At 38.3% G+C, this 23,986-nt stretch carries 23 protein-coding genes; 19 read left to right on the top strand and 4 right to left on the bottom strand.

From position 1 onward, the window contains the following. Positions 1-93 precede the first annotated feature (93 nt). Positions 94-735, top strand: a complete 642-nt coding sequence (locus QUG14_RS08405) for a DNA-3-methyladenine glycosylase (protein ID WP_289340057.1) — start codon at positions 94-96, stop codon at positions 733-735. A 16-nt stretch (positions 736-751) separates the two neighbouring features. Here the strand turns inward: QUG14_RS08405 and QUG14_RS08400 are convergent, their stop codons facing one another. Both QUG14_RS08400 and QUG14_RS08395 read right to left on the bottom strand, forming a co-directional pair. Then, positions 752-1,090 (bottom strand): hypothetical protein, encoded by a 339-nt coding sequence (locus QUG14_RS08400; RefSeq protein ID WP_289340056.1) that lies wholly within the window; start codon positions 1,088-1,090, stop codon positions 752-754. A 232-nt stretch (positions 1,091-1,322) separates the two neighbouring features. After that, positions 1,323-2,084: an IclR family transcriptional regulator gene (locus QUG14_RS08395; RefSeq protein ID WP_289340055.1), complete on the bottom strand. Its 762-nt coding sequence runs from the start codon at positions 2,082-2,084 to the stop codon at positions 1,323-1,325. Positions 2,085-2,238: 154 nt separating this feature from the next. Here QUG14_RS08395 and QUG14_RS08390 point away from each other — a divergent pair, with 154 nt between their 5' ends. The 5 genes from QUG14_RS08390 to QUG14_RS08370 all read left to right on the top strand — a co-directional run bounded on the left by QUG14_RS08390 (position 2,239) and on the right by QUG14_RS08370 (position 7,771). After that, positions 2,239-3,093, top strand: a complete 855-nt coding sequence (locus QUG14_RS08390; RefSeq protein ID WP_289344106.1) for a dimethylarginine dimethylaminohydrolase family protein — start codon at positions 2,239-2,241, stop codon at positions 3,091-3,093. Further along, entirely contained in the window at positions 3,072-3,872 is an 801-nt protein-coding gene (locus QUG14_RS08385) for a dimethylarginine dimethylaminohydrolase family protein (protein WP_483310798.1), read from the top strand. Before QUG14_RS08390 ends, QUG14_RS08385 begins: the two co-directional genes overlap by 22 nt. Positions 3,873-3,916: 44 nt before the next feature. Continuing rightward, entirely contained in the window at positions 3,917-5,326 is a 1,410-nt protein-coding gene (locus tag QUG14_RS08380) for an amino acid permease (RefSeq protein WP_289340053.1), read from the top strand. A gap of 102 nt (positions 5,327-5,428) precedes the next feature. After that, positions 5,429-7,054, top strand: a complete 1,626-nt coding sequence (locus QUG14_RS08375; RefSeq protein WP_289340052.1) for a M20/M25/M40 family metallo-hydrolase — start codon at positions 5,429-5,431, stop codon at positions 7,052-7,054. Positions 7,055-7,255: 201 nt separating this feature from the next. Continuing rightward, positions 7,256-7,771: a hemerythrin domain-containing protein gene (locus QUG14_RS08370; protein WP_289340051.1), complete on the top strand. Its 516-nt coding sequence runs from the start codon at positions 7,256-7,258 to the stop codon at positions 7,769-7,771. Positions 7,772-7,838: 67 nt separating this feature from the next. On the opposite strand, the gene QUG14_RS08365 is transcribed toward QUG14_RS08370, so the two are convergent. Both QUG14_RS08365 and QUG14_RS08360 read right to left on the bottom strand, forming a co-directional pair. After that, positions 7,839-8,753: an EamA family transporter gene (locus QUG14_RS08365; RefSeq protein ID WP_289340050.1), complete on the bottom strand. Its 915-nt coding sequence runs from the start codon at positions 8,751-8,753 to the stop codon at positions 7,839-7,841. Between the two features lie 174 nt (positions 8,754-8,927). Beyond that, complete coding sequence (locus tag QUG14_RS08360) at positions 8,928-9,839, bottom strand: AEC family transporter (RefSeq protein WP_289340049.1); 912 nt, start codon at positions 9,837-9,839, stop codon at positions 8,928-8,930. A gap of 289 nt (positions 9,840-10,128) precedes the next feature. Here QUG14_RS08360 and QUG14_RS08355 point away from each other — a divergent pair, with 289 nt between their 5' ends. From QUG14_RS08355 to QUG14_RS08295, 13 genes are all read left to right on the top strand, one after another. Next, positions 10,129-11,202: a BMP family lipoprotein gene (locus QUG14_RS08355; protein WP_289340048.1), complete on the top strand. Its 1,074-nt coding sequence runs from the start codon at positions 10,129-10,131 to the stop codon at positions 11,200-11,202. Positions 11,203-11,236: 34 nt separating this feature from the next. Next, positions 11,237-12,346, top strand: coding sequence for a PfkB family carbohydrate kinase (locus QUG14_RS08350; RefSeq protein WP_289340047.1), 1,110 nt, complete (start codon positions 11,237-11,239; stop codon positions 12,344-12,346). Then, on the top strand, positions 12,343-13,251 hold the full coding sequence (locus tag QUG14_RS08345; RefSeq protein ID WP_289340046.1) for a pseudouridine-5'-phosphate glycosidase: 909 nt from the start codon (positions 12,343-12,345) through the stop codon (positions 13,249-13,251). The genes QUG14_RS08350 and QUG14_RS08345 overlap by 4 nt, the downstream gene beginning before the upstream one ends. A 191-nt stretch (positions 13,252-13,442) precedes the next feature. After that, on the top strand, positions 13,443-14,474 hold the full coding sequence (locus QUG14_RS08340; protein WP_289340045.1) for a Bug family tripartite tricarboxylate transporter substrate binding protein: 1,032 nt from the start codon (positions 13,443-13,445) through the stop codon (positions 14,472-14,474). Between the two features lie 61 nt (positions 14,475-14,535). Next, positions 14,536-14,991 carry a tripartite tricarboxylate transporter TctB family protein gene (locus QUG14_RS08335; RefSeq protein WP_289340044.1) on the top strand — a complete coding sequence of 152 codons (456 nt, stop codon included), beginning with the start codon at positions 14,536-14,538 and terminating at the stop codon, positions 14,989-14,991. 34 nt (positions 14,992-15,025) lie between these two features. Continuing rightward, positions 15,026-16,552 carry a tripartite tricarboxylate transporter permease gene (locus tag QUG14_RS08330; RefSeq protein ID WP_289340043.1) on the top strand — a complete coding sequence of 509 codons (1,527 nt, stop codon included), beginning with the start codon at positions 15,026-15,028 and terminating at the stop codon, positions 16,550-16,552. Positions 16,553-16,622: 70 nt separating this feature from the next. Beyond that, positions 16,623-18,248 carry an ATP-binding protein gene (locus QUG14_RS08325; protein WP_289340042.1) on the top strand — a complete coding sequence of 542 codons (1,626 nt, stop codon included), beginning with the start codon at positions 16,623-16,625 and terminating at the stop codon, positions 18,246-18,248. Next, a complete protein-coding gene (locus QUG14_RS08320) occupies positions 18,214-18,933 on the top strand; it encodes a response regulator (RefSeq protein WP_289340041.1) in 720 nt (239 codons plus the stop codon). The genes QUG14_RS08325 and QUG14_RS08320 overlap by 35 nt, the downstream gene beginning before the upstream one ends. Before the next feature lie 121 nt (positions 18,934-19,054). Continuing rightward, a complete protein-coding gene (locus tag QUG14_RS08315; protein ID WP_483310716.1) occupies positions 19,055-20,563 on the top strand; it encodes an ATP-binding protein in 1,509 nt (502 codons plus the stop codon). Continuing rightward, positions 20,547-21,242, top strand: coding sequence for a response regulator (locus QUG14_RS08310; protein WP_353961069.1), 696 nt, complete (start codon positions 20,547-20,549; stop codon positions 21,240-21,242). The genes QUG14_RS08315 and QUG14_RS08310 overlap by 17 nt, the downstream gene beginning before the upstream one ends. An 87-nt stretch (positions 21,243-21,329) precedes the next feature. Next, positions 21,330-22,736, top strand: coding sequence for a CitMHS family transporter (locus QUG14_RS08305; RefSeq protein WP_353961068.1), 1,407 nt, complete (start codon positions 21,330-21,332; stop codon positions 22,734-22,736). Between the two features lie 21 nt (positions 22,737-22,757). Then, positions 22,758-22,904 carry a hypothetical protein gene (locus QUG14_RS08300; RefSeq protein ID WP_289340039.1) on the top strand — a complete coding sequence of 49 codons (147 nt, stop codon included), beginning with the start codon at positions 22,758-22,760 and terminating at the stop codon, positions 22,902-22,904. Between the two features lie 78 nt (positions 22,905-22,982). Next, positions 22,983-23,906, top strand: coding sequence for an AEC family transporter (locus tag QUG14_RS08295; protein ID WP_289340038.1), 924 nt, complete (start codon positions 22,983-22,985; stop codon positions 23,904-23,906). The last annotated feature ends 80 nt before the right edge of the window (positions 23,907-23,986 follow it).

The following is a 23,986-nucleotide window of genomic DNA, read 5'->3' as shown; positions in this document are numbered from 1 at the left end:
TTTTTTAAAGGTGAAAATAGTATATAGATAAAGCTGATAAAATGATACTTATTAATCGAACATATCTAAATCACTTTAATGGAGGCATCAGAATTGCAAGAATTTCTTAAAGAAATCATTCCACTACCCCAGGAATTTTATGAACAGCCCACACTTGAACTAGCAAAGGCATTGCTAGGATGTCTCCTTGTAAAAGAAACACCTCAGGGAATGGCTGCAGGATATATTGTAGAAACAGAGGCATACATAGGTCCCGGTGATAGGGCTGCACATAGCTATAATAACCGGCGGACGGCAAGGACTGAGGTTATGTTCCAAAGTTCCGGCCTTTCCTATACATATCTGATGCATACACATTGCCTTTTTAATGTGGTCAGCGGCGGTGAAAAAAAACCGGAGGCTGTTTTGATCCGCGCGTTGGAACCTCGTTACGGGATCGAACTTATGAAAAGCAGAAGAGGTATTGATGACCTGAAAAATCTAACAAACGGTCCTGGAAAACTGACTAAATCATTGGGCATTTCAATGGAAGACTATGGGAGTTCACTCACGCTCCCACCTTTATATATAGCCAAAGGGTTTATTCGGGAAAGCATATCAGTCGGAAAAAGGATTGGAATCGATAACTCCGGTGAAGCCAGAGATTATCCTTGGCGTTTCTGGGTAACGAATAATAAATACGTTTCAAGACATCAGAAATCTGAATATGAAATTAATATAAGTCGACGAAGTTGAATTAGTTTAGGGGTTTTCAAACAGTTTTCCTTATCGAGTATTCGGCAAGCCAGGCAGGTATGATTATTCGTTCGGTATGGTTATGTTCGGGTTCAATTCTCTCCCGTCCTATCTTCATCCATTCTTGTAATGTATCTGGAAAATCATTTTCTTCATATGAAAATACAGCAATGTCAGTAATCGCAGGTGGAAAAGGGCTTTTTCGTATGTGATGTTTCAACTTCGCCATCACCTTGTCAAAGTCCATTTCTGAACAAGATTCGAACCATTGCAAAACCGTCTCGTCCTTGAGGATGCAGTTGGAATAAACCGATTCAATGAGTACTAGTAATTTAAGTACCTCTTTCTTTGTCATTACGATTCCTCCTGGAATACCATTTTCACTTGCTTGAATCACCCGTTCTTCCCTTTCGCCATCGATTCTTCTTTTTCAGTTTTTTCGGCTGATTGCTTCTTTTCTCCGTATCTAGTTTTGTCCTTAAAACCTTTTTGCAATACACTGTTAATTTCTCAGTCTGGATTCATAATGAAACAAAAAACACTCTTTCCGATTATCGGAAGAGTGTTTTTTTAGGACCTGCCCATTGTTAATATCTTTTTTCTGAATAAATATTAAGTTTACTCCCAAGTTTTACAGAAATGCGCATTGCGGTTTGGATAACTTTTTCGATAAATAACTGTTGTTTTTCGTCTGTTTGGTTGAAGGTTACGTAACCAATGCTTAATGCACCGATTAATTCGTTGGTGTGATTAAATATTGGAGCTGCGACAGCGGAGGTACCTTTTGTTCTTTCTCCATGGCTCTCTCCATAGCCTTTTTGGCGAATTGTATTTAGCAGATTCAAAAAGGACTTCCTTTCATCTTTTGGAATTAAACTATTGATGATTTTTCCTGCTTCGTCCTTATGCATATGTGCCAGCATGACTTTGTTTGCTGCCCCAATATTCATTGGGATTCTGATTCCCAGTTGATCATAAATCCGGATTGGGTTATGTGGGCAATCGATTCTTTCCACAACGATAGCTTCTAAGCCTATGGGCTTACTAAAATAAACACTTTCTTCTACCTCATGCATTAATTTCTCCATTTCAGGGCGGATTAGCCCGACAAAATCAAAGGTATCATACATCTGTAAACCATATTCAAGCCAAGTATACCCCATTGAATAAAGTTTGAGGTTCGGGTCCTGCTGAATTAATCCGTGCTTTATTAAGGATTGTAGCAGACGGTGCATGGTACTGACAGGCAAGTCACATTCCTTGGATAAGTCTGTAATTGAAAACCACTTTTTACTATCACTTTCCGATAAGACTTTTATTACTTGCATAGCACGGTCAATGGTTTGCATTTTAATCAACCCCTATAAATTAATTAATCAGTAAATTCGAAATATATTGACATGCTTTTCTACTTTTTATAATATCATAGTAAGAGTTTCCATTAAAAGAAAATGTTTTCCACTATGCGGAAAAAAGGAGGTTTGATGAAACTTGTTATCTTCGATGCACAAAAATCTTAACAAGGTTATTTTAAAACATCCTAAGCATGCTTTTATCAGTCAAGAGCATTTAAGGAATGAATGGAAAAAGTTTAACTACATCAATGAACCGGACTACATAAAGGCACAAAATGAATTTGAAAAGTTCCATGCAATTATTAAAGAACATGTTGCTGAAATTGAATTTTTACCTGTTTCAGAGACAGTTGGATTAGACTCGATTTATGCCCACGACCCTGTGAAGTTTACGAAAAATGGGGCAATTATTTTAAAATCAGGGAAAAAGCTGCGCCAGCCTGAGGCTGAGGCTTACAAACAATTTTTACTGGAAAAGAACATTCCTATAGTAGGAGAACTAACAGGGGATGCGATGGCTGATGGAGGAGACCTCGTCTGGCTCGATGACCGTACATTATTGATTGGACGCGGTTATCGGACGAATGATGAAGCCATCAGGCAGATCCAGGAAATGACAAAGGATATGGTTGACGAATGTATCGTTGTTCAATTGCCTCATGACCAGGGGGAAGAAGAATGTCTTCATCTTATGTCATTTATTAGTATTGTAGACGAAGATCTGGCAGTAGTTTATTCAAGACTCATGCCGGTATTCCTTCGGCAGCTGCTAATCAAGCGAGGCTTTCAATTAATAGAGGTACCTGATGAAGAGTACCACCTGCTTGGCTGCAATGTTCTTGCATTAGCACCAAGAGTCTGCGTAATGGTTTCGGGGAATCCGTCAACAAAGGGGCACCTGCTTGAAGCGGGAGCAACTGTCTATGAATATGAAGGAAATGAAATATCTTATTTGGGAACGGGGGGACCAACATGTCTTACATGTCCAGTAGTAAGAGTATAAAAAAGGAGGATAAGACCTTGTTTAATAATACGATTGTTAAAATACCGAGTGAAAGCTATATTAATGGCTTAACCACTTCCGATTTAGGAAGACCTATTTTTGAAAAAGCATTGGATCAGCATCAAGCGTATATTGAGGCGTTAAAGAAATGTGGAACAGAGGTAACTATTCTCCCTAGTAATATCGAGTTTCCGGATTCAACTTTTGTAGAAGATACAGCGGTACTGACTCCAAAGTTTGCTGTCATCTCTAATCCAGGAGCACTTTCACGGAATGGAGAAATCCATGAAATGGAACCTGTAATCCAGTCTTTCTATGAATCTATTTATTATATTAAGGCACCGGGAACGCTTGATGGGGGAGATATCCTGCAAATTGAAGATCATTTTTATATAGGAATTTCTGCCAGAACTAACCATGATGGTGCCGTGCAATTAAAAACAATTTTAAAATTAGAAGGATACAAAAGTACTATTATTGAGTTGGAAAAATTCTTTCATTTAAAAACAGGTATTACCTATTTAGGTAATCAGACGATTGTTGTCGCAGGGGAGTTTATTGATCATCCGGAGTTTAATAACTATCAAAAAATAGTTGTTCCTCCTGAAGAAGAATACGCTGCAAATTGTATTCGTGTGAATGATTATGTCATCATACCTGCAGGTTATCCTGTAACAAAACAAAAAATTAATGAAGCAGGCTATCAAACGATTGAACTCGAGATGTCAGAGTTTCGTAAACAGGACGGGGGATTAAGCTGCTTGTCACTGCGATTTTAATTAAATAGAGGGGTAAAGCTATTTTAAGAGAGGTGGGAGAGGTAATGGAAACAGTTAATCAGGTGAGTCAGGAAAATCAATTAAACCGTTCCATGAAGCGCAGGCATTTATTTATGCTTTCATTAGGGGGAGTTATTGGAACGGGATTGTTTTTAAATGCTGGTTATACAATTAACCAGTCTGGAGCGGGCGGTGCACTTGTTGGGTATATATTTGGCGGAATCATTTTGTACCTCGTTATGGTCTGCCTAGGAGAGCTCGCCGTCCATATGCCTGTAACAGGTTCTTTTCAGACCTATGCAAGTAAATTCATTAGCCCTTCTGCCGGATTTTCTTTAGGATGGATGTACTTTATCGGGTCGGCCACTACGGCAGGTGTAGAGTTCACAGCAGCCGGTATCCTCATGCAAAGGTGGTTCCCTGATGTTTCCGTTTGGATATGGTGTGCAGTCTTTATCCTGCTATTATTCGGACTTAATGCCTTAACAACAAGAGGTTTCGCAGAGGCGGAATACTGGTTTGCTGGTATAAAGGTATTAGCTGTTATCTTCTTTATTATTATTGGTGCCGGAGCCATATTTGGAATTATTCCTCTTGAAGGCAGACCTGCCCCATTATTAGACAATCTAGCTCCATCTGGTCTATTTCCAGCCGGAATTGCGATTCTCTTTGTGACGATGATGAATGTTATTTTTTCTTACCAGGGATCTGAATTAATTGGGATTGCTGCCGGAGAGAGTGAAGAGCCCTCTAAGAATATCCCTCGTGCAATTCGCAATGTGTTATTTAGAATCATTGTCTTTTATTTGGCCTCTATTATTATCTTATCAGCAATTTTTCCATCCGAGGAACTCGGGTTACTTGAGAGCCCATTCGTTACTTTAATGGATTTGGCTGGAATTCCTTTCGCACCGGATATCATGAACTTTGTTATCCTGACAGCGATATTATCAGTGGGGAACTCTTGTATTTATGCATCCACCCGTCTTTTGTGGGCCATGGCTCATGAGGGAATGGCTCCAAAAGTGTTAGGAAAACTTTCAAAACGGAAGGTTCCCTTTACAGCTCTTGTTTTTACGATGATCTTCTCGCTATTATCACTACTGACAAGTTTTATTGCCGCAGATACGGTATTCGTTCTCTTGATGTCTGTTGCCGGTATTTCCGTGACCATTTCCTGGATTGGTATTGCCCTGTCGCAGTTAATGTTCCGACGTAAGTACCTTCGTGGGGGTGGAAAACTAGAGGATCTGGAATACAAAGTACCATTTTATCCATTAATCCCGATCGTATGTATCGTATTCTGCGTATCTATCCTAATATTCCTGGCATTTGACCCGACACAGCTAATAGGGCTCCTCATCGGACTAGGATTCCTAGCAATATGCTATATCTTCTACTACATCAAAAACAAACAAAACAAAGCAAATGCAGATTCGAATTTAAAAGGATAAAAACAATGGTGACAGGCACCGCTCGTGGACAGTGTCCACCTCAGGCGGACACTCCATTTGTAAGGGCATAATTGGAATTGGAATGTAAAGGGGTAATGAATTATGGAACATCTTAGGTGGGGAACACCGGATAGGCTGCGGGGGTTATTGTGTGAATTGGTAAGCTGGAGAAGTATGACGTTAACTGAGGGGGAGCGGGAGTTTCCTGGCAAGGTTCAAGCTAAACTTCAGGAATTGCAATATTTTCAGGAGAATCCCAGCCATTTGGGACTACATGAGGCTGATATGGGGCGGCGGTTCTTAACAGGTTTATATAAGGGAGATACAGAGGAAACGATTGTTTTACTAAGTCATTTTGATACAGTAAATACAGAAGAGTATGGGGACCTGGAGGAATATGCCTACCAGCCCGAAGAATTGACGAAATTACTATTAAATAGAATTGATGAGCTGCAAGTTGATGCACAAAAGGATCTCAAATCTGGTGAATATTTGTTTGGACGGGGCACTATGGACATGAAGATGGGGCTCGCCATGCATATGGGATTATTGGAAAAAGCAACGGTTGAGAAATGGCCGATTAATCTTCTTCTGCTGACAGTACCTGATGAAGAGGTGAATTCATCAGGAATGCGGGCAGCTGTTACGAAACTCCTGGAATTAAAAGACAAGCATAATATAAGCTATAAACTGTTCCTAAATGGAGAGCCGGTATTTACTCAGGAACCTGGAGACAGAAGCTTTTATGTTTATTCCGGGTCGATAGGAAAAATCATGCCTTCCGCGCTTTTCTATGGAAAAGAAACACATGTAGGCGAACCGCTAAGTGGCATTACTGCACCATATATTGCTTCATTTTTGACGCAGCGGATGGAGTGGAATATGAGCCTCCAGGAAAAAGTGAACGGTGAAACCACGCCGCTACCAGTTACCCTTCAGCAAAAAGACTTACGGCTTGAATATTCAACTCAAACGCCATATCGTTCTGCAGCATTGTACAACGTGTTTTTAATGAAAAGGAATGCTGAAGAAATCATGGAGATATTTGAAAGAGTTGCCATAGATTCAGCTGGGGCATGCAATCAGGCATATAAAGAGGTTTGTTTGAAACAGTCCGTGGAGCCGATTGGTGAAGTACGTGTTTTGCGTTATGAGGATTTACAAACTCATACGATTCGTAAGTTTGGCCACCAGTTTGTGGAGGAGATAAAGGCTCAAGTTCAGGCTAATCCTAAATGGGATGACCGAGAGAAATCATTGCGGATAGCTGACAGTCTGATGATAGAATGCCAGGAGCTGGCACCTGCCATTGTCTTAATCTATGCACCTCCCTATTATCCGGCGGTAAATTCTTCTAAAGATGACCTCGTTAAGAGTTGTGTCGAATTTATTAAGGAAAAAGGACAAGAAAAATTTCATTTACCTGTAAAACAGGTTCATTATTTCAATGGTATAAGTGACTTAAGCTATGTTAACTACCAGGATGAAGGGGAAGGGTGGACTGCCTTTAAAGGAAATACGCCAGTATGGGGAAGCAGTTATTGCATACCTTTTGATGCAATGACCCAGCTGCGTGCACCTGTCTTAAATGTCGGTCCTTTTGGAAAGGATGCCCATAAACGGACAGAGCGGCTGCACATGAAAAGCGCATTCGAAGAAGTTCCTTCTCTAGTTGAGGAAATGATTAAAATGATATCAAAGAGCACATGCCAATCCCTAAATTGTTGAAAATAGAGGCACCTTCCGACTAGGAAGGTGCTTTTTAACATATTACGGGTGTATTATCTTCGTTCATTGCCATTGTCTAACCGGCAGTTTTTATGTGATGGTCATCACAAAATCATTGGCACATTTGGCGTATGATGTAAGAAGAATTACTATGAAACAATCATGGATGTTTGGTATATAGGAGAGAAGGAGACGAGAGATTTGACAATAGAATCTTCAAACATTGTATTATGTGCTCCCTTACAACAATTAATGGACGAGCATGTGTCGCTTAGGAAAGACATGGATCATTTCTATGAAATCACTGAAGAAATTGAATTTGAATCGGGTCTTGCTGTCGTTCAATTGTTTGCGAAATTGCATGAACGGGTATCAGCTTTCGCGATTGAGCTAAATGCACATTCCAAACGTGAGGATGAAGGGTTGTTCCCAATGATGGCTCGCCGCCTTAATGAGAATGACAAAACAATCGAAGTAATGGAACAAGAACATGAGAAGGCGGAGCAGCATCTGCAAGATTTTTTAACTGAAGCTGAACAGGCAGGAAACTCCATGGATGAAAACGCTGCGCAATGGATTACAGTATACGCTGTCCAAGCTTATGCTACCTTAACACAGCACTTCGCTAAAGAAGAAAAAGTGCTATTTCCGTTGGCAGAGAAGATCCTTTCGGAGTACGAGAAAGAGGAACTTGAACGTCTGTTTCTGGTGCGATAGTGAGAACCTTACCACCAAAAAGTGCCAGGCACCCTCATTTTCCTTGAAGGTGCCTGGCAATTAATTCTTAAGTGGTTGATTCCTTTTCCAAAACTGCATACTTCTTCATTTTCTTTTTAGATATTTTCAAATTTCCTACTACAATTCCACCCAATATTAATATCACCCCGAGCCATTGTGAAGCACTAACCTGTTCGGATAAGACTAGGGACGATAATATAACCGCTATAGGAAGTTCCGAGGACGTCAAGATAGTCCCAAGACCTGGTCCAACATAAGGCATACCGATTGTAAATAAAAGTGGCGGTAAGACTACCCCTAATAATCCAAGATAAAAACCGTACGGTGCAATTTCCATTAAGACTGGTAAATGGAGCAACTGTGTTGGTGGGCTTAGAATGAAAACTGTAATCATACCCCCAGTAGTAAATAAAGCACTTTTTTGAACAACAGGTGTATCTTTTTCCACACTACTGCTAACAAAGATAAAAGTGGTATAGGTGATCGCAGAAAGCATTCCCCAAAGCGTTCCCTGCCATGACATTTCCCCACTGCCTTCTGCAATAATTCCTGAGGCGAAAATGGAACCAATAACCAAAATGCCTATGGAAATAAGTTTCCCCATCGTTGGTTTCTTTTTATAAAAAAACCATTCAAATAAGCTGCCAATCCAAACAAATTGAAAAAGAAAGATGATGGCAAGTGAAGCGTTAAGTGATTGCAATGATTGGTAATAAAATAGACTTGTTAAACCAAGTGGGATACCGGAAATAAGTAATTTACCTATTTTCGGCATTGTAAGTTTTTTCTTTTTCGAAAATAGCGCTACTAACCAGATTAATAGAGTCCCCATTAAGAATTGACTTCCTGTTACCTCAGCGCTGGTAAAACCAGCAGAATAAGCTAGTTTTACAAAAGTTGATAATGCTCCGTAACAGCATCCCCCTAATAAAACAAGTAGTGCGTAATGCCAAGTTTTCATTTTTTTCTACCCCTTTCATCATTAGAACATAAAAAAGCCACACAGCTCTAGATTTAGCTGTGTGGCGAAAATAGAGAATGATCTCTAGAAAAGTCCACGAACAAATGATTTTTTTATGATTCAATTTACTTTTGTTATATTAAACCGATTTATTAAGAAAGTCAATAAAAAGGTTTACAGGATAAAATTCGCAAAAATATATAAAATAACAATACTAACTAATATCGTAATATTTGACATAGTAGCAATGAAACGGGTACTGGTGCTGCTATATCTAAATTCAACTGCAAATGTTAAGGCTGATGCTGCAACAGGAAGTAACAATCCTATCAGAATGGTAGATCGAAGCATGATATCGTATGGAAGGATAAAGTATAAGACTAAACCAACGGTAAGACCTAAACCATACCGGAAAGTTAAAAATTTCAACATCGGCTTAATGAATTGTTTGTCAAACTTAAAATTTAAGAAGAGTCCTAATAATAACAATGATAATGGTATATTTGCTCCTGAGATTGTACTGGCAACATTAATAATCGTATCTGGTAATTGGATGTGGCTAAAATTCAAAATACTAGCAATAATGTAAGTCATTAACGGAATAGACTTGCACAGTTTTTTTAGAATTTCCAATGGATTAAGAGTAAGACCTTCTGCTGAAAAATAACTCCCTAAAATAAAAGAAATTCCAAAGACAACAAACGATGCTCCCACATCGAACATACTGAAATAGGTTAACCCCTCTATGCCCCAAATGGCATAAACTAATGGAAATGCGAATAAGCCAACATTAAATCCGGAAGAAAGCATGAGAAGAGAGCCCTTAAGCTCTCTTTCTTCATTTTTAAAAAAGAATAAGCCTAGCAATGCGGTAATGATTCCATAAACAAGGACAATTACGGGTAACAATATTAGAGATGTTTCTATTTTTACTGAATCGAAGGTTACAAGAACTAAGGCGGGAAGCGTGATTTTAAAAATAATTTTTGAAATCACTTCTCCGTCTTTTTCTTGTAATATATTTAACTTCTTTAATAGATACCCGAAGGCAATGATGATAATAATATATAGAAATTCCTGATTCATAAAAAAAGCTCCTCTTATTATGTGTATAAAGACTCATAAATATTTTAGAACCAATTATATAGTAAAAAAGGAAAATTAGCCTCCATACTGACCTAGAAAAAAATTTTATCAGGCATCACTACAGTACCTCAGGTGGTGCTAACATGTCGTTATTTTTTTACATTCTTTTAAAAGATGTACGATTTAAACAAAATGAGTTGACCACATCTCAAAATAGAGGTAATATATAAACATAAGTTTTAATTTTAAACAAAAGTTTATATCACGACATCATAAGGGGGAACTTATTTTGAAGAAACGTAATGTTGGAATGGGACTGGCACTTGTTCTTGCAGCAGGTACACTATTAGGAGCTTGTGGGAAAAGTGATGAGAGTACAGCCAAAGGTGCAGATAGTAAAAATAATTTCTCTGTAGCAATGGTAACTGATATCGGTGGTGTTGATGACAAATCATTTAACCAGTCTTCATGGGAAGGTCTTGAGAATTTCGGCAATGAAAATGGCTTGCAAAAAGGTAAAGATGGCTATGACTACCTTCAATCCAATTCGGATGCCGATTATACAACAAACTTAAATAGGCTCGTAAGGGAAGGATTTGACTTAGTATACGCGATTGGATTCTTAATGCCTGCAGCCGTTGAGGAGATTGCCAATCAACAAAAAGATGCTAAATTTGCTATCGTTGATGCTGAAGTAAAACTGCCAAACGTTGCAAGTATTCTCTTCAAAGAACAGGAAGCAGGATTCCTTGCTGGTATAGCAGCGGCGAAAACAACAAAGTCTAACCATATTGGTTTTATTGGCGGTATGGAAATTCCGGTTGTTGAACGGTTCGAACTTGGTTTCATAGCTGGTGTGAAAGCGGCTAAACCAGAGGTGAAAGTGGATGTTCAATATGCAGGGGCATTTGACAAGGCTGAAGTTGGACAAGCAATCGCTTCGAAAATGTATTCTTCAGGAGCAGACGTCCTCTTCCACGCATCAGGTGCAACGGGTGTCGGTATATTCAAGGAAGCCAATGATAGAAAGACGAACGATCCTGACAAAGATTTTTGGGTGATTGGTGTAGACCGTGACCAAGCTGACATGGGGCCAGATGTTGTTCTTACTTCAGCATTAAAACGAGTGGATGTAGCGGTAAAGAATCTTGCGACTAAAACAAAAGAGGGTAATTTCCCTGGTGGTGAAGTGGCATTATTCGGTTTAGCAGAAGACGGTGTTGGCTTAGCAGCTATTAATGCAAATGCCGCAAACAAAGCAGAGATTGATGCATCCGTTAATGAATGGGTTGAAAAGATTAAATCAGGTACGGTAAAAGTTCCTGAAACAAGGGAAGAATTGAACACCTTTAATCCACAATAAGTAGTGAAAATCAGTGTAATGGGTGCGTGATTTTATGCCTGAAAAAATGAATGAAAAAGAACAAATAATTTTGGATTTAATACGTAAGAATCCTTACGTTTCTCAACAAGAGCTCGCGGAAATATTAGGATTATCTCGTCCTTCTATCGCAAATTTGATTTCCGGTTTAATTAAAAAGGGAAATATATTAGGCAGGGCTTATATTTTAAGTGAAACTCAACCTGTTATTTGTATCGGCGGGGCAAATATAGACCGTAAATTTCATGTTAAAGAGAAAGCTCAGTTAGGAACTTCTAATCCCATATACACCACTCAAAATGCAGGCGGGGTGGCGCGAAATATTGCCGAAAACCTTGGGAGGCTTGGGATGGAAGTGTCACTAATATCCACAAGCGGGCTTGATAGCGATTGGTCATTCATTGCAGAATCATCCTCTCTTTACATGAACTTGGATACGGTGACCCAATTTCCTGAAAAATCAACAGGTTCCTATACGGCTGTATTAGATGTTAACGGAGAATTAATTATCGCGTTAGCGGATATGGAAGTGTATGAGGCAATCACACCTGACTTACTTTTAAAAAATGATTCACTTTTAAGCCGATCAAAATGTATTATCGTCGATTTAAACTGTCCAAAAGAAACCATCCAATTCTTGTGTCAATTCGCTAAAAATCATCATTTACCGATTGTTCTCATACCCGTTTCATCACCAAAGATGAGTCGATTACCCGATGATTTAGATGGTGTTACCTGGCTCATCACCAACCGAGATGAATCTGAAACTTACTTTAATATAGCAATCGGAAATGAAGAGGAATGGAAAAATGCGATTGATAAATGGCTTTCATTAGGGATTTCTAATGTGGTGATAACCAATGGAAAAAAAGGCTCAATGGTTGGGAATAAGGAAGAGGGAATCTTTCATGTTCCTTCTATTGAAGTTAAAGAAGTTGTGGATGTAACGGGAGCGGGAGATGCGTTTTCCTCCGCCGTTATTTACTCATGGTTAGAGGGTAAGACACTAAACGAAATTGCCAAGGCTGGAAGTATGAATGCTTCAAAAACATTGCAATCTCCTTATACAGTCCGGCAAGAATTATCCGCAGTTCAATTACAAAAAGACATGGAGGAATTATTATGAATCAATATATTGAATTATCAGAAGAAGTACGTATTGCAAAAGAACAAGGACAGCCAATTGTTGCCTTAGAATCTACGATTATTTCTCACGGTATGCCTTATCCACAAAACGTTCAAACAGCACGCGAAGTGGAACAAATTATCCGCGATAATGGAGCAGTTCCAGCGACAATTGCCATCGTGGATGGAAAAATTAAAATCGGACTATCCGAAGAAGAATTAGAAATGTTCGGTAAAAGTTCAGATGTAGCAAAAGCCTCTAGACGTGATTTAGCTTATTTAATTGCGACAAAGAAATTGGGTGCAACTACGGTTGCTGCAACGATGATTTGTGCAGAAGCAGCTGGAATTCATATCTTTGTAACCGGTGGAATTGGCGGTGCACACAGAGGAGCAGAGAACACGATGGATATCTCAGCGGACCTTGAAGAATTAGGACAAACCAACGTAGCTGTCATTTGTGCCGGAGCGAAATCAATCTTAGACTTAGGTTTAACGATGGAATATCTTGAAACAAAAGGCGTACCAGTCATTGGCTATCAAACCGATGTCCTTCCTGCCTTCTATACGCGTAAAAGTGAATTCGAAGTAAACGTCCGTGCAGACGATGTAGAAACAATCGCTTCTACTTTAAAAGTTAAATGGGATCTAAACCTAAAAGGTGGAGCCGTTATTGCCAACCCAATTCCTGAAGAATTTGCGATGGATGAGAAAGTTATTACGAATGTCATTGAATCTGCATTAAAAGAGGCAGAAGAAAAACATATCTCTGGTAAGAATGTAACACCATTTTTACTAGGAAAAGTAAAAGAGTTAACAGAAGGAAAAAGCTTGGATGCAAACATTGCTTTAGTAAAAAATAACGCAGTGGTTGGGGCAAAAATAGCTGTAAGCTTTAATAAATAAGAATATTAAACAACCTTTTTAGCTTGTAGACAAAATTCTAAGTCTACAAGCTTTTTTATATGGAGATTTCCCTTTTCGTGAACAAAATGAACAAAATGGTTAATACGTTTTTAATGCTGTTTAAATGTATAATCTATAAAATAGTCAAAAATTTTGTAAAATTAAGAAAACGTTTACAAGGGGGAATAAAAATGTTTTCTATTAAAAAAGTTTCAGCAGTATTATGTGCAGGAGCATTGGCATTAAGCCTTGGTGCTTGTAGCAGCAGTAAAGAAACAGCAAGCCCAGGTAAGAAGGAAGAAAGTACTGGCTATCCTACGAAAGCAATTACAGTCGTGGCACCATCAGGGGCAGGGGGTGGCTGGGATTTAACCGCACGCGCGTTTACAAAAGTGCTAAGTGAAATGAAAGTGGTCGAACAGCCTTTAACAGTAGAGAATAAGCCAGGTGGCGGCGGTGCTGTCTTTATGGCTGAATACGCTACTCAACAAGTTGAAAATAATAACATGCTCTTTGTCAATTCACCACCGATTGTTATTAACAATCTGAAAAAAGAAGGAAACAGTCCATATGGCTTTAAAAATACAACGCCATTGGCGCAACTGACAAAAGATTTCGGGGCAATTGTTGTAAAAGCGGATTCCAAATTCACAGACTTAAAATCAGTTTTGGAAGAGGTAAAGAAAGATCCTAGTAAACTAACATTTGCAGGTGGTTCTGCTCCAGGATCCATGGACCATTTAATTTCCATTCTCCCGGCTTATAAATATGGGGTGGATCCAACAAAAGTTAAATACGTTTCCTATGATGGGGGTGGTGAAGCGATTACGGCACTGCTTGGCGGGAACGCAGATGTAATCGGTACCGATGCATCAAGTGTTAAAGAATTTTTAAAGGCGGGTAAGGTACGCGTGTTGGCGATTACCTCAGACGAGCGTTTAGCGGGTGATTTTAAAGATGTTCCAACTGCAAAAGAACAGGGTGTCGATGCAGAGTTTACGATTTGGCGCGGGGTTTTTGGACCGGAAAAAATGTCAAAAGAAGCCAAAACATATTGGGAACAAGCCATTGATAAGCTCGTTAATTCTCCTGAGTGGAAAAAAGAAGTAGAGACGCAAGGCTGGGAATTGGAGTATAGAAATAGTTCTGATTTCAAAAAGTTTTTAGAAGAGCAAGAAAGCCAAGTTCAGCAATTATTAACAGCATTAGGAATGCAAAAGTAAAAAATACGGGAAGGAGTTAACTCTCTCCTTCCTCAAATTTTTTTTAGAAGGGGGATTACGAATGGCATTAAAATTCGATCACATTGCATCTGTATTGTTTCTTGCTGTAGGTGTTCTTTTTATCATTGGGAGTAAGAGTCTTGGAAGTTCTTCCTATGGAAGTGCAGTTGGTCCTGACATATTTCCATTGATTCTTGGCAGTGCACTTGTTTTATTAAGTATCCGATTATTTTATGAAACATTCATCACGAAGAATCAACAGGGATCGAATGAAAAATTGCAGTACAAGCCTTTCATAATCATTTTTTCGGGTACCTTGGTTTATATTTTAACGTTGGAAACGATAGGGTATGTCATCTCTACATTTCTATTTTTATTTGTTTGTTTTCAAACGATGGAACGTTCAAAAGTGATTTTATCCCTTATCATCTCTGCTTGTTTTTCAGGACTTGTTTATTTTTTATATGTAGAGGTTTTAAAAGGTACTCTGCCAGACTGGCCAATTTGGTTTTTATAGTCAACTAGGGAGCTTTTAGAAAGGAGATTGATGCATGAGTACACTCGATTATTTATTTCAGGGATTGGGAACAGCACTTATTTGGTATAATATCATTTTTGCTTTTGTTGGGGTCCTAATAGGGACCGCTGTTGGTGTACTTCCTGGAATTGGACCGATGAGTGGGGTAGCCCTTCTCATTCCAGTAACGGCTTCTATTACAGGCGGCCTCCCGCCAGAACAGGCAGCAACGAGCGCGCTCATTTTGCTTGCTGGAGTCTATTATGGAGCGATGTATGGCGGCTCTACCACTTCCATTCTATTAAATACTCCAGGAGAATCCTCCTCTGTCGTTACGACATTGGACGGTTACCAGATGGCCATAAAAGGAAGAGCAGGAAGTGCCTTATCCATTGCGGCAATCGGTTCTTTTGTGGCGGGCATTTTTACCCTTGTGGCATTGATTGCATTAGCAAAACCATTATCAGCAGTAGCGCTGAAATTTGGGCCGGCAGAATATTTTTCCTTAATGCTATTAGGGCTGGGGGCTGTCAGTGGTTTAGCTGGAAAATCGGTAACAAAAGCATTAATTATGACTGTTTTCGGTTTATTACTTGGTACGATTGGAATCGACAACGTATCTGGTATTGCCAGATTTACCTTTAATGTTCCATGGTTGTATCAGGGAATTGAGTTTTTAACGATTGCTGTTGGGTTGTTTGCAGTTGGTGAGGTTTTTAAGACCATTTTGGAAAAAGAAGAGGAAGATAACGAGATTGCAAAGATAAATAATTTACTTCCATCAAAAGCTGAACTAAAAGAATCTGCAGGACCAATTGCCCGAGGTTCGATCTTAGGTTTCTTTATAGGAATTTTACCGGGCGCGGGAGCGACTCTTGCTTCTTTCTTTTCCTATATTCTTGAAAAAAAGATTTCAAAAACGCCTTCAAAGTTTGGAACAGGAACGATTGCAGGGGTTGCGGCACCAGAATCAGCGAATAACGCGGCATCAGGGGGAGCGATGATCCCATTATTAACATTAGGTATTCCTGGTTCAGGGACTACGGCTATTTTAATGGGAGCCCTGATGATGTATAACGTCCAGCCGGGGCCGTTATTATTTGAAGATCATCCTCAAGTAGCTTGGGGACTGATTGCCAGTATGTTTATCGGGAACATCATGCTTTTAATTTTAAATCTCCCGCTAGTTAAAGTGTTTGCGAAAATTATTCAAACACCAAAACAATTCTTGATACCTATGATTATAGCCATCTCGATTTTTGGTGTGTATGCGGTCCAAGTATCAACGAACGATCTTTTACTTTTATTGGTATGTGGACTCCTTGGCTATTTCTTAAGCAAAAACGATTATCCAATCGCACCGCTAGTTCTTGGGTTGGTATTAGGCCCCATGGTTGAGAATAATTTACGAAGAGCTTTAACAATATCTAATGGAGATTTTAGTGTATTTTTTACCCGACCAATTTCACTTGTCTTTCTTATCATTACTTTCCTTTGGCTGCTAATTCCGTTCTTAATGAAAAAAAGAGGGAAAGAAGTAATTATTAATATTGAAGGATAATTTTTTTAATAATGCGAAAACTCCTTTATTTAAGGAGTTTTTTTACTATAATAAGAATGGAGGTGATTGTGTGCGTTTACATTCGAAATTAATGCTAGTTATTCTTCTTCTTATTATCTCAATCGGAGGTATTTTTGAGGTTACTTTTAAAAATATGATGGAAACCAATCTTAAACATGAAATAGGTTCTAAAGCCTTATCTGTAGCCCAATCGATTGCAAATATGCCAGATATCAAGGAGGCATTTCAAGCGGAAAATCCTGCGGCTGCTATCCAGCCGATCGCAGAAAGAATTCGTAAACAGATTGGGGCAGAATTTATTGTTATCGGGAATACGAATGAAATCCGATATTCGCATCCCAATCCGAAACGATTAGGACAAAAAATGGTGGGGGGAGATAATGATCTTGTTTTTAAAGGAGAATCTGTCATTTCAGAATCTACCGGAACTCTAGGTCCGTCTCTACGGGGAAAAGCGCCTATCTTTAGCCAGGGAGAAGTTATTGGGGTTGTTTCTGTCGGTTATCTCCAAACGGATATTGAAAAGGAAGTTTCAAAAATACAGAAAAAAATCTTTTTTACTACACTGCTTATTTTAATAGGGGGATTACTAGCGGCATTACTAATCTCTTTAAATATTAAAAAAGCGATGTTTGGACTAGAACCAAAAGAAATTGCCTGGATGTACCAAGAGAAACATGCCATTTTAGAGTCTATTCATGAAGGGATTGTTGCAATCGATACCGATGGACGGATCACCGTAGTGAATGAAACAGCTCATAAAATTTTAGGGGTACCAAATGAGACACTGCTCCGTGGAAAAAGAATTGAAGAGGTCATAGAAAATACCAATCTTCTTGAAGTAGTTCGAAATGGACAGGCAGAATATGATAAGGAAATTTTGATATTTGGGGACGTTTTTTTGGCAAATCGTATTCCGATTTTTAATAAGAAAGGTTATGTGATTGGGGCTGTCGCGAGTTTGCGTAATAAGTCAGAGCTTGCCCAGTTATTACAGGAATTATCCCATGTTAAAGCATATGCAGAAGGATTACGTGCTCAAACCCACGAATATTCCAATCGTCTTTATACCCTTCTAGGCTTGATTCAACTGGGGTCTTATAAAGAAGCCATTGATTTTATCTCAAAAGAAGTGGATGTCACTCAAGGATTCATTCAATTTTTAATGAAGGAAATACCCGATCCTATAATTGCAGGATTTATATTAGGAAAGGTAAGTCTAGCAAGCGAATTAAAAGTTAATTTTATAATAGATAGAGAGAGCAGCTTTAAAGATATCCCATATGAAATCAGCAGAGATTTATTAGTAACCGTTATTGGCAACCTTGTTAATAATGCTTTTGAAGCTGTAATAGAAAATAATACTGGGGAAAAAAGAGTATCTCTATTTTTGACCGACCTTGGTAAAGAGTTAATTATTGAAGTAGAAGATAATGGAAAAGGAATAGATAGTAATTATAACGGCCAGATATTTAAAGAAGGCTTTACCACAAAGGACAAGAACAGTAATGCCGGAATTGGACTGAGTCTAGTTCAAAATGCAATTAATAGTTTAGGTGGATATGTCACATTTTCATCTAATGTGGGAGAAGGTACGATTTTCACTGTGGCGATTCCAAAAAGCATAGGGGATGTGAACGATGGGGAAAAGGGATATCGAATTGTTAATTATTGAGGATGACTTGAGGATAGCAGAGATTCAAAAACGTTATATTGAACAGATTGAAGGATTTCAAACAGTAGGAATTGCTGCAAGTTATCTTGAGGCTAGAACCTTAATTGAGATCTTGAAGCCGGATTTACTTTTGCTGGATGTATATTTTCCAGACATGAATGGGCTCGACTTACTAAAGGAAACAAAACAGCAAACCAAACAAATGGATGTTATTATGATTACAGCAACAAAAGAAATCAAACAAGTCCAAGAGGCTATTAGTATTGGTGTATTCGATTATATTATCAAACCGGTTGTTTTTGACCGCTTTAAACAATCGTTACTGAGATATAAGGATTATCACACAAAGGTATTACAACTAGGTAAAGAAAACATCCATGTTACACAACAGCAGGTTGACAAGCTGTTACGGAAAGAAGTAGATGGAGCTGGAAACGAAAAGTCTTACCTCCCAAAAGGAATCGACCCACTAACGCTTGAAAAAGTGATGGAGGTTCTCGGGAAGGTTAAATATGGACTAACAGCAGAGAGTGTCGCGAAAGAAATAGGTGTAAGCAGAACCACCGCAAGACGGTACCTTGAACATTTAGTATCTAATGAAAGTATTGAAGCTGATTTATCATACGGTACAGTCGGTCGGCCAGAACGAGTTTATATCGTTTCGAGCAAAGCAACTAAGAATTAAGAATTAATAGGAGGTTTTCTGCCTGAGGACAATCAAAGTTTCCCTACAATCAAAAATATTCGGGCTGGTTCTCTCACTAGGTTTATTGTTAATCATACTAATGACAGGATTCTATAGTTATATGGAAAGTAAACAAATTGAGGAAAATAAGGGAAGGTTGGCATTGGAATTATCGAAAACCATTTCTTTTATCCCCACTATCATTGATGCTTTTCAAACGAGCGACCCTGCTAAAACGATACAGCCTATAGCAGAGAAAATACGAAATGAAACAGGTGCCGAATTTGTAGTCATAGGAAATAGAGATGGCATACGATATTCGCATCCTTTGAACACAAAAATTGGGCAGAAAATGACAGGGGGAGATAATGAAAGAGCCCTGATCAAAGGAGAGTATTATATCTCGAAGGCAGAAGGTACACTCGGACCATCTATTAGAGGAAAGTCCCCTATATATAATCATCAAGGGGAGATTATCGGAATCGTTTCTGTAGGATATCTCCTTGAAGATGTCAATCAGCAAATCCTAAATAATCTCAGAAGAGTGCTCATTGTTTCTTTCTTTGCCTTTTTGATTTCCCTTCTAGGAAGTATGTTACTAGGACGCAATATCCGCAGGGATACAATGGGACTTGAGCCTTATGAAATTGCATCTCTTTATAAAGAGAAAAACGCTGTCCTGCATGCGGTAAAAGAAGGCATCTTAGCAATAGATAAAGAAGGCTACATTACAATGATGAATCAGCAGGCGAAGCGTCTTCTACAGCTTCAGGGAACAGTCAGAAATATGAAAGTGGATGGGCTATTTCCATCTAATTATTTGTATGAGGTATTAAGAACGGGAAACTCTCAATCCGATAAAGAAATGGTCTGGAATCAAAAAACCATCATCGTTAATAGTACTCCCATCGTTGATGAAAATGGTATTAAGGGGGTTGTTGCTTCTTTTCGTGACAAAACAGAAATAGAGCAAATGCTAAATACTATATCCGAAGTAAAAAGATATTCGGAAGATCTTCGTGCCCAAACGCATGAATTTACCAATAAATTATACGTTTTAATGGGTCTGCTTCAACTTGGTGAATATAACGAGGCAATACATATGATCCAAAGCGAAACACAAACACTGCAATTTCAGAATTCAGTCGTTTTTAACCAGATCAAAGATACAAAAGTGCAGGCGATCCTTTTAGGGAAATTAGGAAAAGCATCAGAAAAGAAAATAAATTTTGAGATTATTTCAGACAGCTATTTGGAAATAATACCATCCCGTGTTAAGCTCACCAACTTGATCGTGATCCTTGGAAACTTAATTGATAATGCCTTTGATGCTGTCTATAAATGTGAAAATCCAACAGTTAGGTTTTTCGCGACAGATATCGGGAGTGATATCATTTTTGAGATTTCAGACAATGGTAAGGGAATAAGTGATGTAGAATTTCCGCTTCTTTTTGAAAGAGGTTATACCTCAAAAAATGGCAATGAGCCGAGGGGATTTGGCTTATCAAATGCTGAAGAGGCTGTATTGGAATTGAATGGGATTATCGAGGTGCAAAGCAGCCTTGAAAGTGGAACTGTTTTTACAGTTTATCTACCGAAGAATCTGCAAGGGGATGAGAATTTTGGATAAGATAAAAGTGGCTATAGCAGAAGATGATTTTCGAATAGCGGATATACATGAGAAATTTTTAGATAAGTTTAAGGAAATAGATGTGATTGGAAAATCATTGAATGGTGAGCAGACTTTGCAATTATTAGAGCAGAAAACCCCCGACTTACTGCTTCTAGATGTATATATGCCGGATATGCTAGGTTCTGAATTACTCCCCATGATCCGGGAGAATTTCCCAAAAGTCAGTATTATTATGATAACAGCAGCTACTGATAAAGTTTTCCTTGAAAAAGCTTTAAGCTATGGTGTTGAGAATTACTTAATCAAACCAGTAAGCAGGGAAAGATTTGATGAAGTCATTCAGGATTTTATAAAAAAACACTCGCTTCTTTCAGCCACTCAAGAAGTAAATCAGAATTATGTAGACTTGCTATTCCGTAAAGGGAAAAATGAAGTGCCGTCAAAGAGCTCGGGATTGCCAAAAGGAATTGACGAAATTACCTTAGGAAAAGTTAAGGCTGTTTTCCACGTAAGAAGAGAGGGAATTTCTGCAGAAGATGTTGGTAAGGAAATTGGTGCTTCTCGGATAACTGCACGAAGGTATTTGGAATATCTTTCCTCCAAGCAGGAAGTAAGAGCAGAAGTAGTTTATGGTATTGTGGGAAGACCGGAAAGGAAATATTATCCAGTATCCTAAGGAGGGCAAACTGCCCTCCTTTTGTTATTTAATCTTTATTTTCCCTTATTTGTATACCTCCTAAATACTTTTAAAAATAACCCTCTTATGAACAAAATGTACAAAATCAATTTAATTTACGTTAATAACTTTATTTTGGAAACGTTTTCACATCTGAATATTTTGATTATATTTAATTTACAAACAAAAGAGGTGAAGACGATGCTTGCAGTATTAGGATTTTTAATGATTATCACATTTATGGTTTTAATTATGACGAAACGACTTCCAGCTATGATTGCCCTTATAGTGATTCCTGTCATTTTTGCATTGATAGGCGGATTCGGTAAAGAAATGGGACCAATGGCGCTTGAAGGGATAAAAAGTGTTGCCCCAACGGGAATTATGATTCTGTTTGCTATTCTCTTTTTCGGCATCATGATTGATGCGGGAGTATTTGATCCGATTATCTCTACCATCTTAAAAGTAGTAAAGGGAGATCCAGTAAAGATAGCTATTGGAACTGCAATCCTTGCACTTTTGATATCCCTTGATGGGGATGGAACAACTACATATATTATTACTATTTCTGCCATGCTGCCTTTGTATAAACGTATTGGCATGAAACCATTGATTCTTGCTGGAATCGCTATATCAGCCTCAGGTGTTATGAACCTTCTCCCATGGGGCGGACCTACTGCCAGAGCCATGACAGCATTAAATCTTGAAATGTCTGATGTTTTTACTCCGGTTATACCCAGTATGGCGGGCGGAGTATTGTTCGTATTGTTCATGGCCTACTGTCTTGGGAAAAAAGAACGCAAACGAATTGGAATACTGCAGGTCGATTACAGCGCAATGTCCATGGTAGCAGCTGCATCAGAAGATGCCTTTCTAAAACGACCAAAGTTAATTCTTGTAAACTATTTTCTAACAATCATTCTTTTAGTTGCGTTAATTAAAGAAGTCCTTCCAACAACCGTATTGTTTATGCTAGGATTTGCGTTGGCAATTACGATAAATTATCCAAAAATAAGTGACCAAAAAGAACGAATTGCCAATTATGCTGATAATGCGTTATCAGTAGTTTCAATGGTATTTGCTGCAGGGATTTTTACGGGGATTCTTTCAGGCACGAAAATGGTCGATGCCATGGCAAACACCATGATTTCATATATTCCAGATGTACTTGGTTCTCATTTTGCACTTATTACCGCGATTATTAGCGCACCTTTAACGTTTTTTATGTCAAATGATGCCTTTTACTATGGTGTTTTACCTTTGCTTGCCAAAGCAGCAGGTGTCTATGGAATTGACCCTGAGTTTATTGGACGAGCGTCACTATTGGGGCAGCCTGTCCATTTATTAAGCCCTCTTGTACCCTCCACGTATTTGTTAGTCGGGTTGGTTGGAGAAGATTTTGGGGAATTACAACGCACATTCCTCAAGTGGGCCTGTGGTTCGACTTTGGTAATGATTGTTGTTGCAATTGGTTTATCAATTATTCCTTTTTAAAATAGAGTGGAGATGAATTTTATGTGGATACTCACTGTTTATTCAACGGGAAACACTATTTCAATGTTTGAATTTAATTCTGAAACAGAAGCCAAGGAAGCTTTGAAAGGTGTTTCAGGTTGTAAGATTCTATCAGAGGTTATTTATTTTAACGATCAGGTAGTATAAGAAATAGGAAAATGCAATTTATTAATAAATAAACTGCATTTTTCCTTTTTTTCATTAGATAGAGAGAAGGTAAGTTATATGAATATTTTATTTCATATATTGTTGGATATCATTTTTCCTATATTTGTGTTAATTGTGGCAGGCGCTGTCTTGCAGCGTTTTATAAGGCTGGATTTATCTACACTGTCAACATTGACGGTGTATTTCTTATTGCCAGCGGTTTGTTTTGTAAATATTTATGAGAGCAACATGTCAAGTAAATTAATTGGCCAAACATTAGTATTTTTACTACTTTTTAATATTCTGCTTATTATTACCAGTATGTTTATTGCAAAAGCGAACAGGTTTGACCGTAAGTTGACAGCAACCTTTAAAAACAGTATGGTTTTGAGTAATTCTGGTAATTACGGTCTCCCTGTAAGCGAACTAGTTTTTGCCGCTAATCCTGCCGGTATGTCGATACAAATTATTATTTCTATTTTTCAAAATCTCCTTACTTTCACGTATGGTTTTTTCAACAGTGTCTCCGCAGATAGCAGTGGTAGAGAAATCTTACAAAAAATTATGCGACTTCCGGTTATTTACGCTTTATTATTGGCCATATTGTTGAAATGGCTTCATATTGAAATTCCTCCATTTTTGTGGAAGCCAATTGAAAATTCATCGAATGCGTTTTTGGCAGTTGCGCTGGTCACACTTGGAGCACAAGTAGCATTTTTAAAAATCACAAGAATTTCTAGACCGATTGTTTGGATTGTAATCGGGCGGCTGATTATATCTCCGCTTGTAGGGTTATTAGTTATATATATTCTAGGATTAACAGATATTACTGCTCAGGCGCTATTTATCGCCAGCTCATTTCCCTCTTCAAGAAATAGTGCATTGCTGGCACTTGAATATGATAATTACCCAGAATATGCTTCCCAAGCGGTCCTTTTGACTACCATCATAAGCAGTATTACGGTTGCGGTTGTCGTTTATCTGTCAAAATTACTCTTTTAAATAAATATTAATGTAATTTAGAATAAGGTGTGAATTTTAAAATGTTCGTATGTTATATTATGAAATAGTAGTTTTTAAAA

The sequence above is a fragment of the Neobacillus sp. CF12 genome (genome assembly GCF_030348765.1).
Classification (GTDB): domain Bacteria; phylum Bacillota; class Bacilli; order Bacillales; family Cytobacillaceae; genus Neobacillus.
Note: the sequence above shows the minus strand (reverse complement) of the source record. Positions and strands in the feature narration are given on the sequence as shown.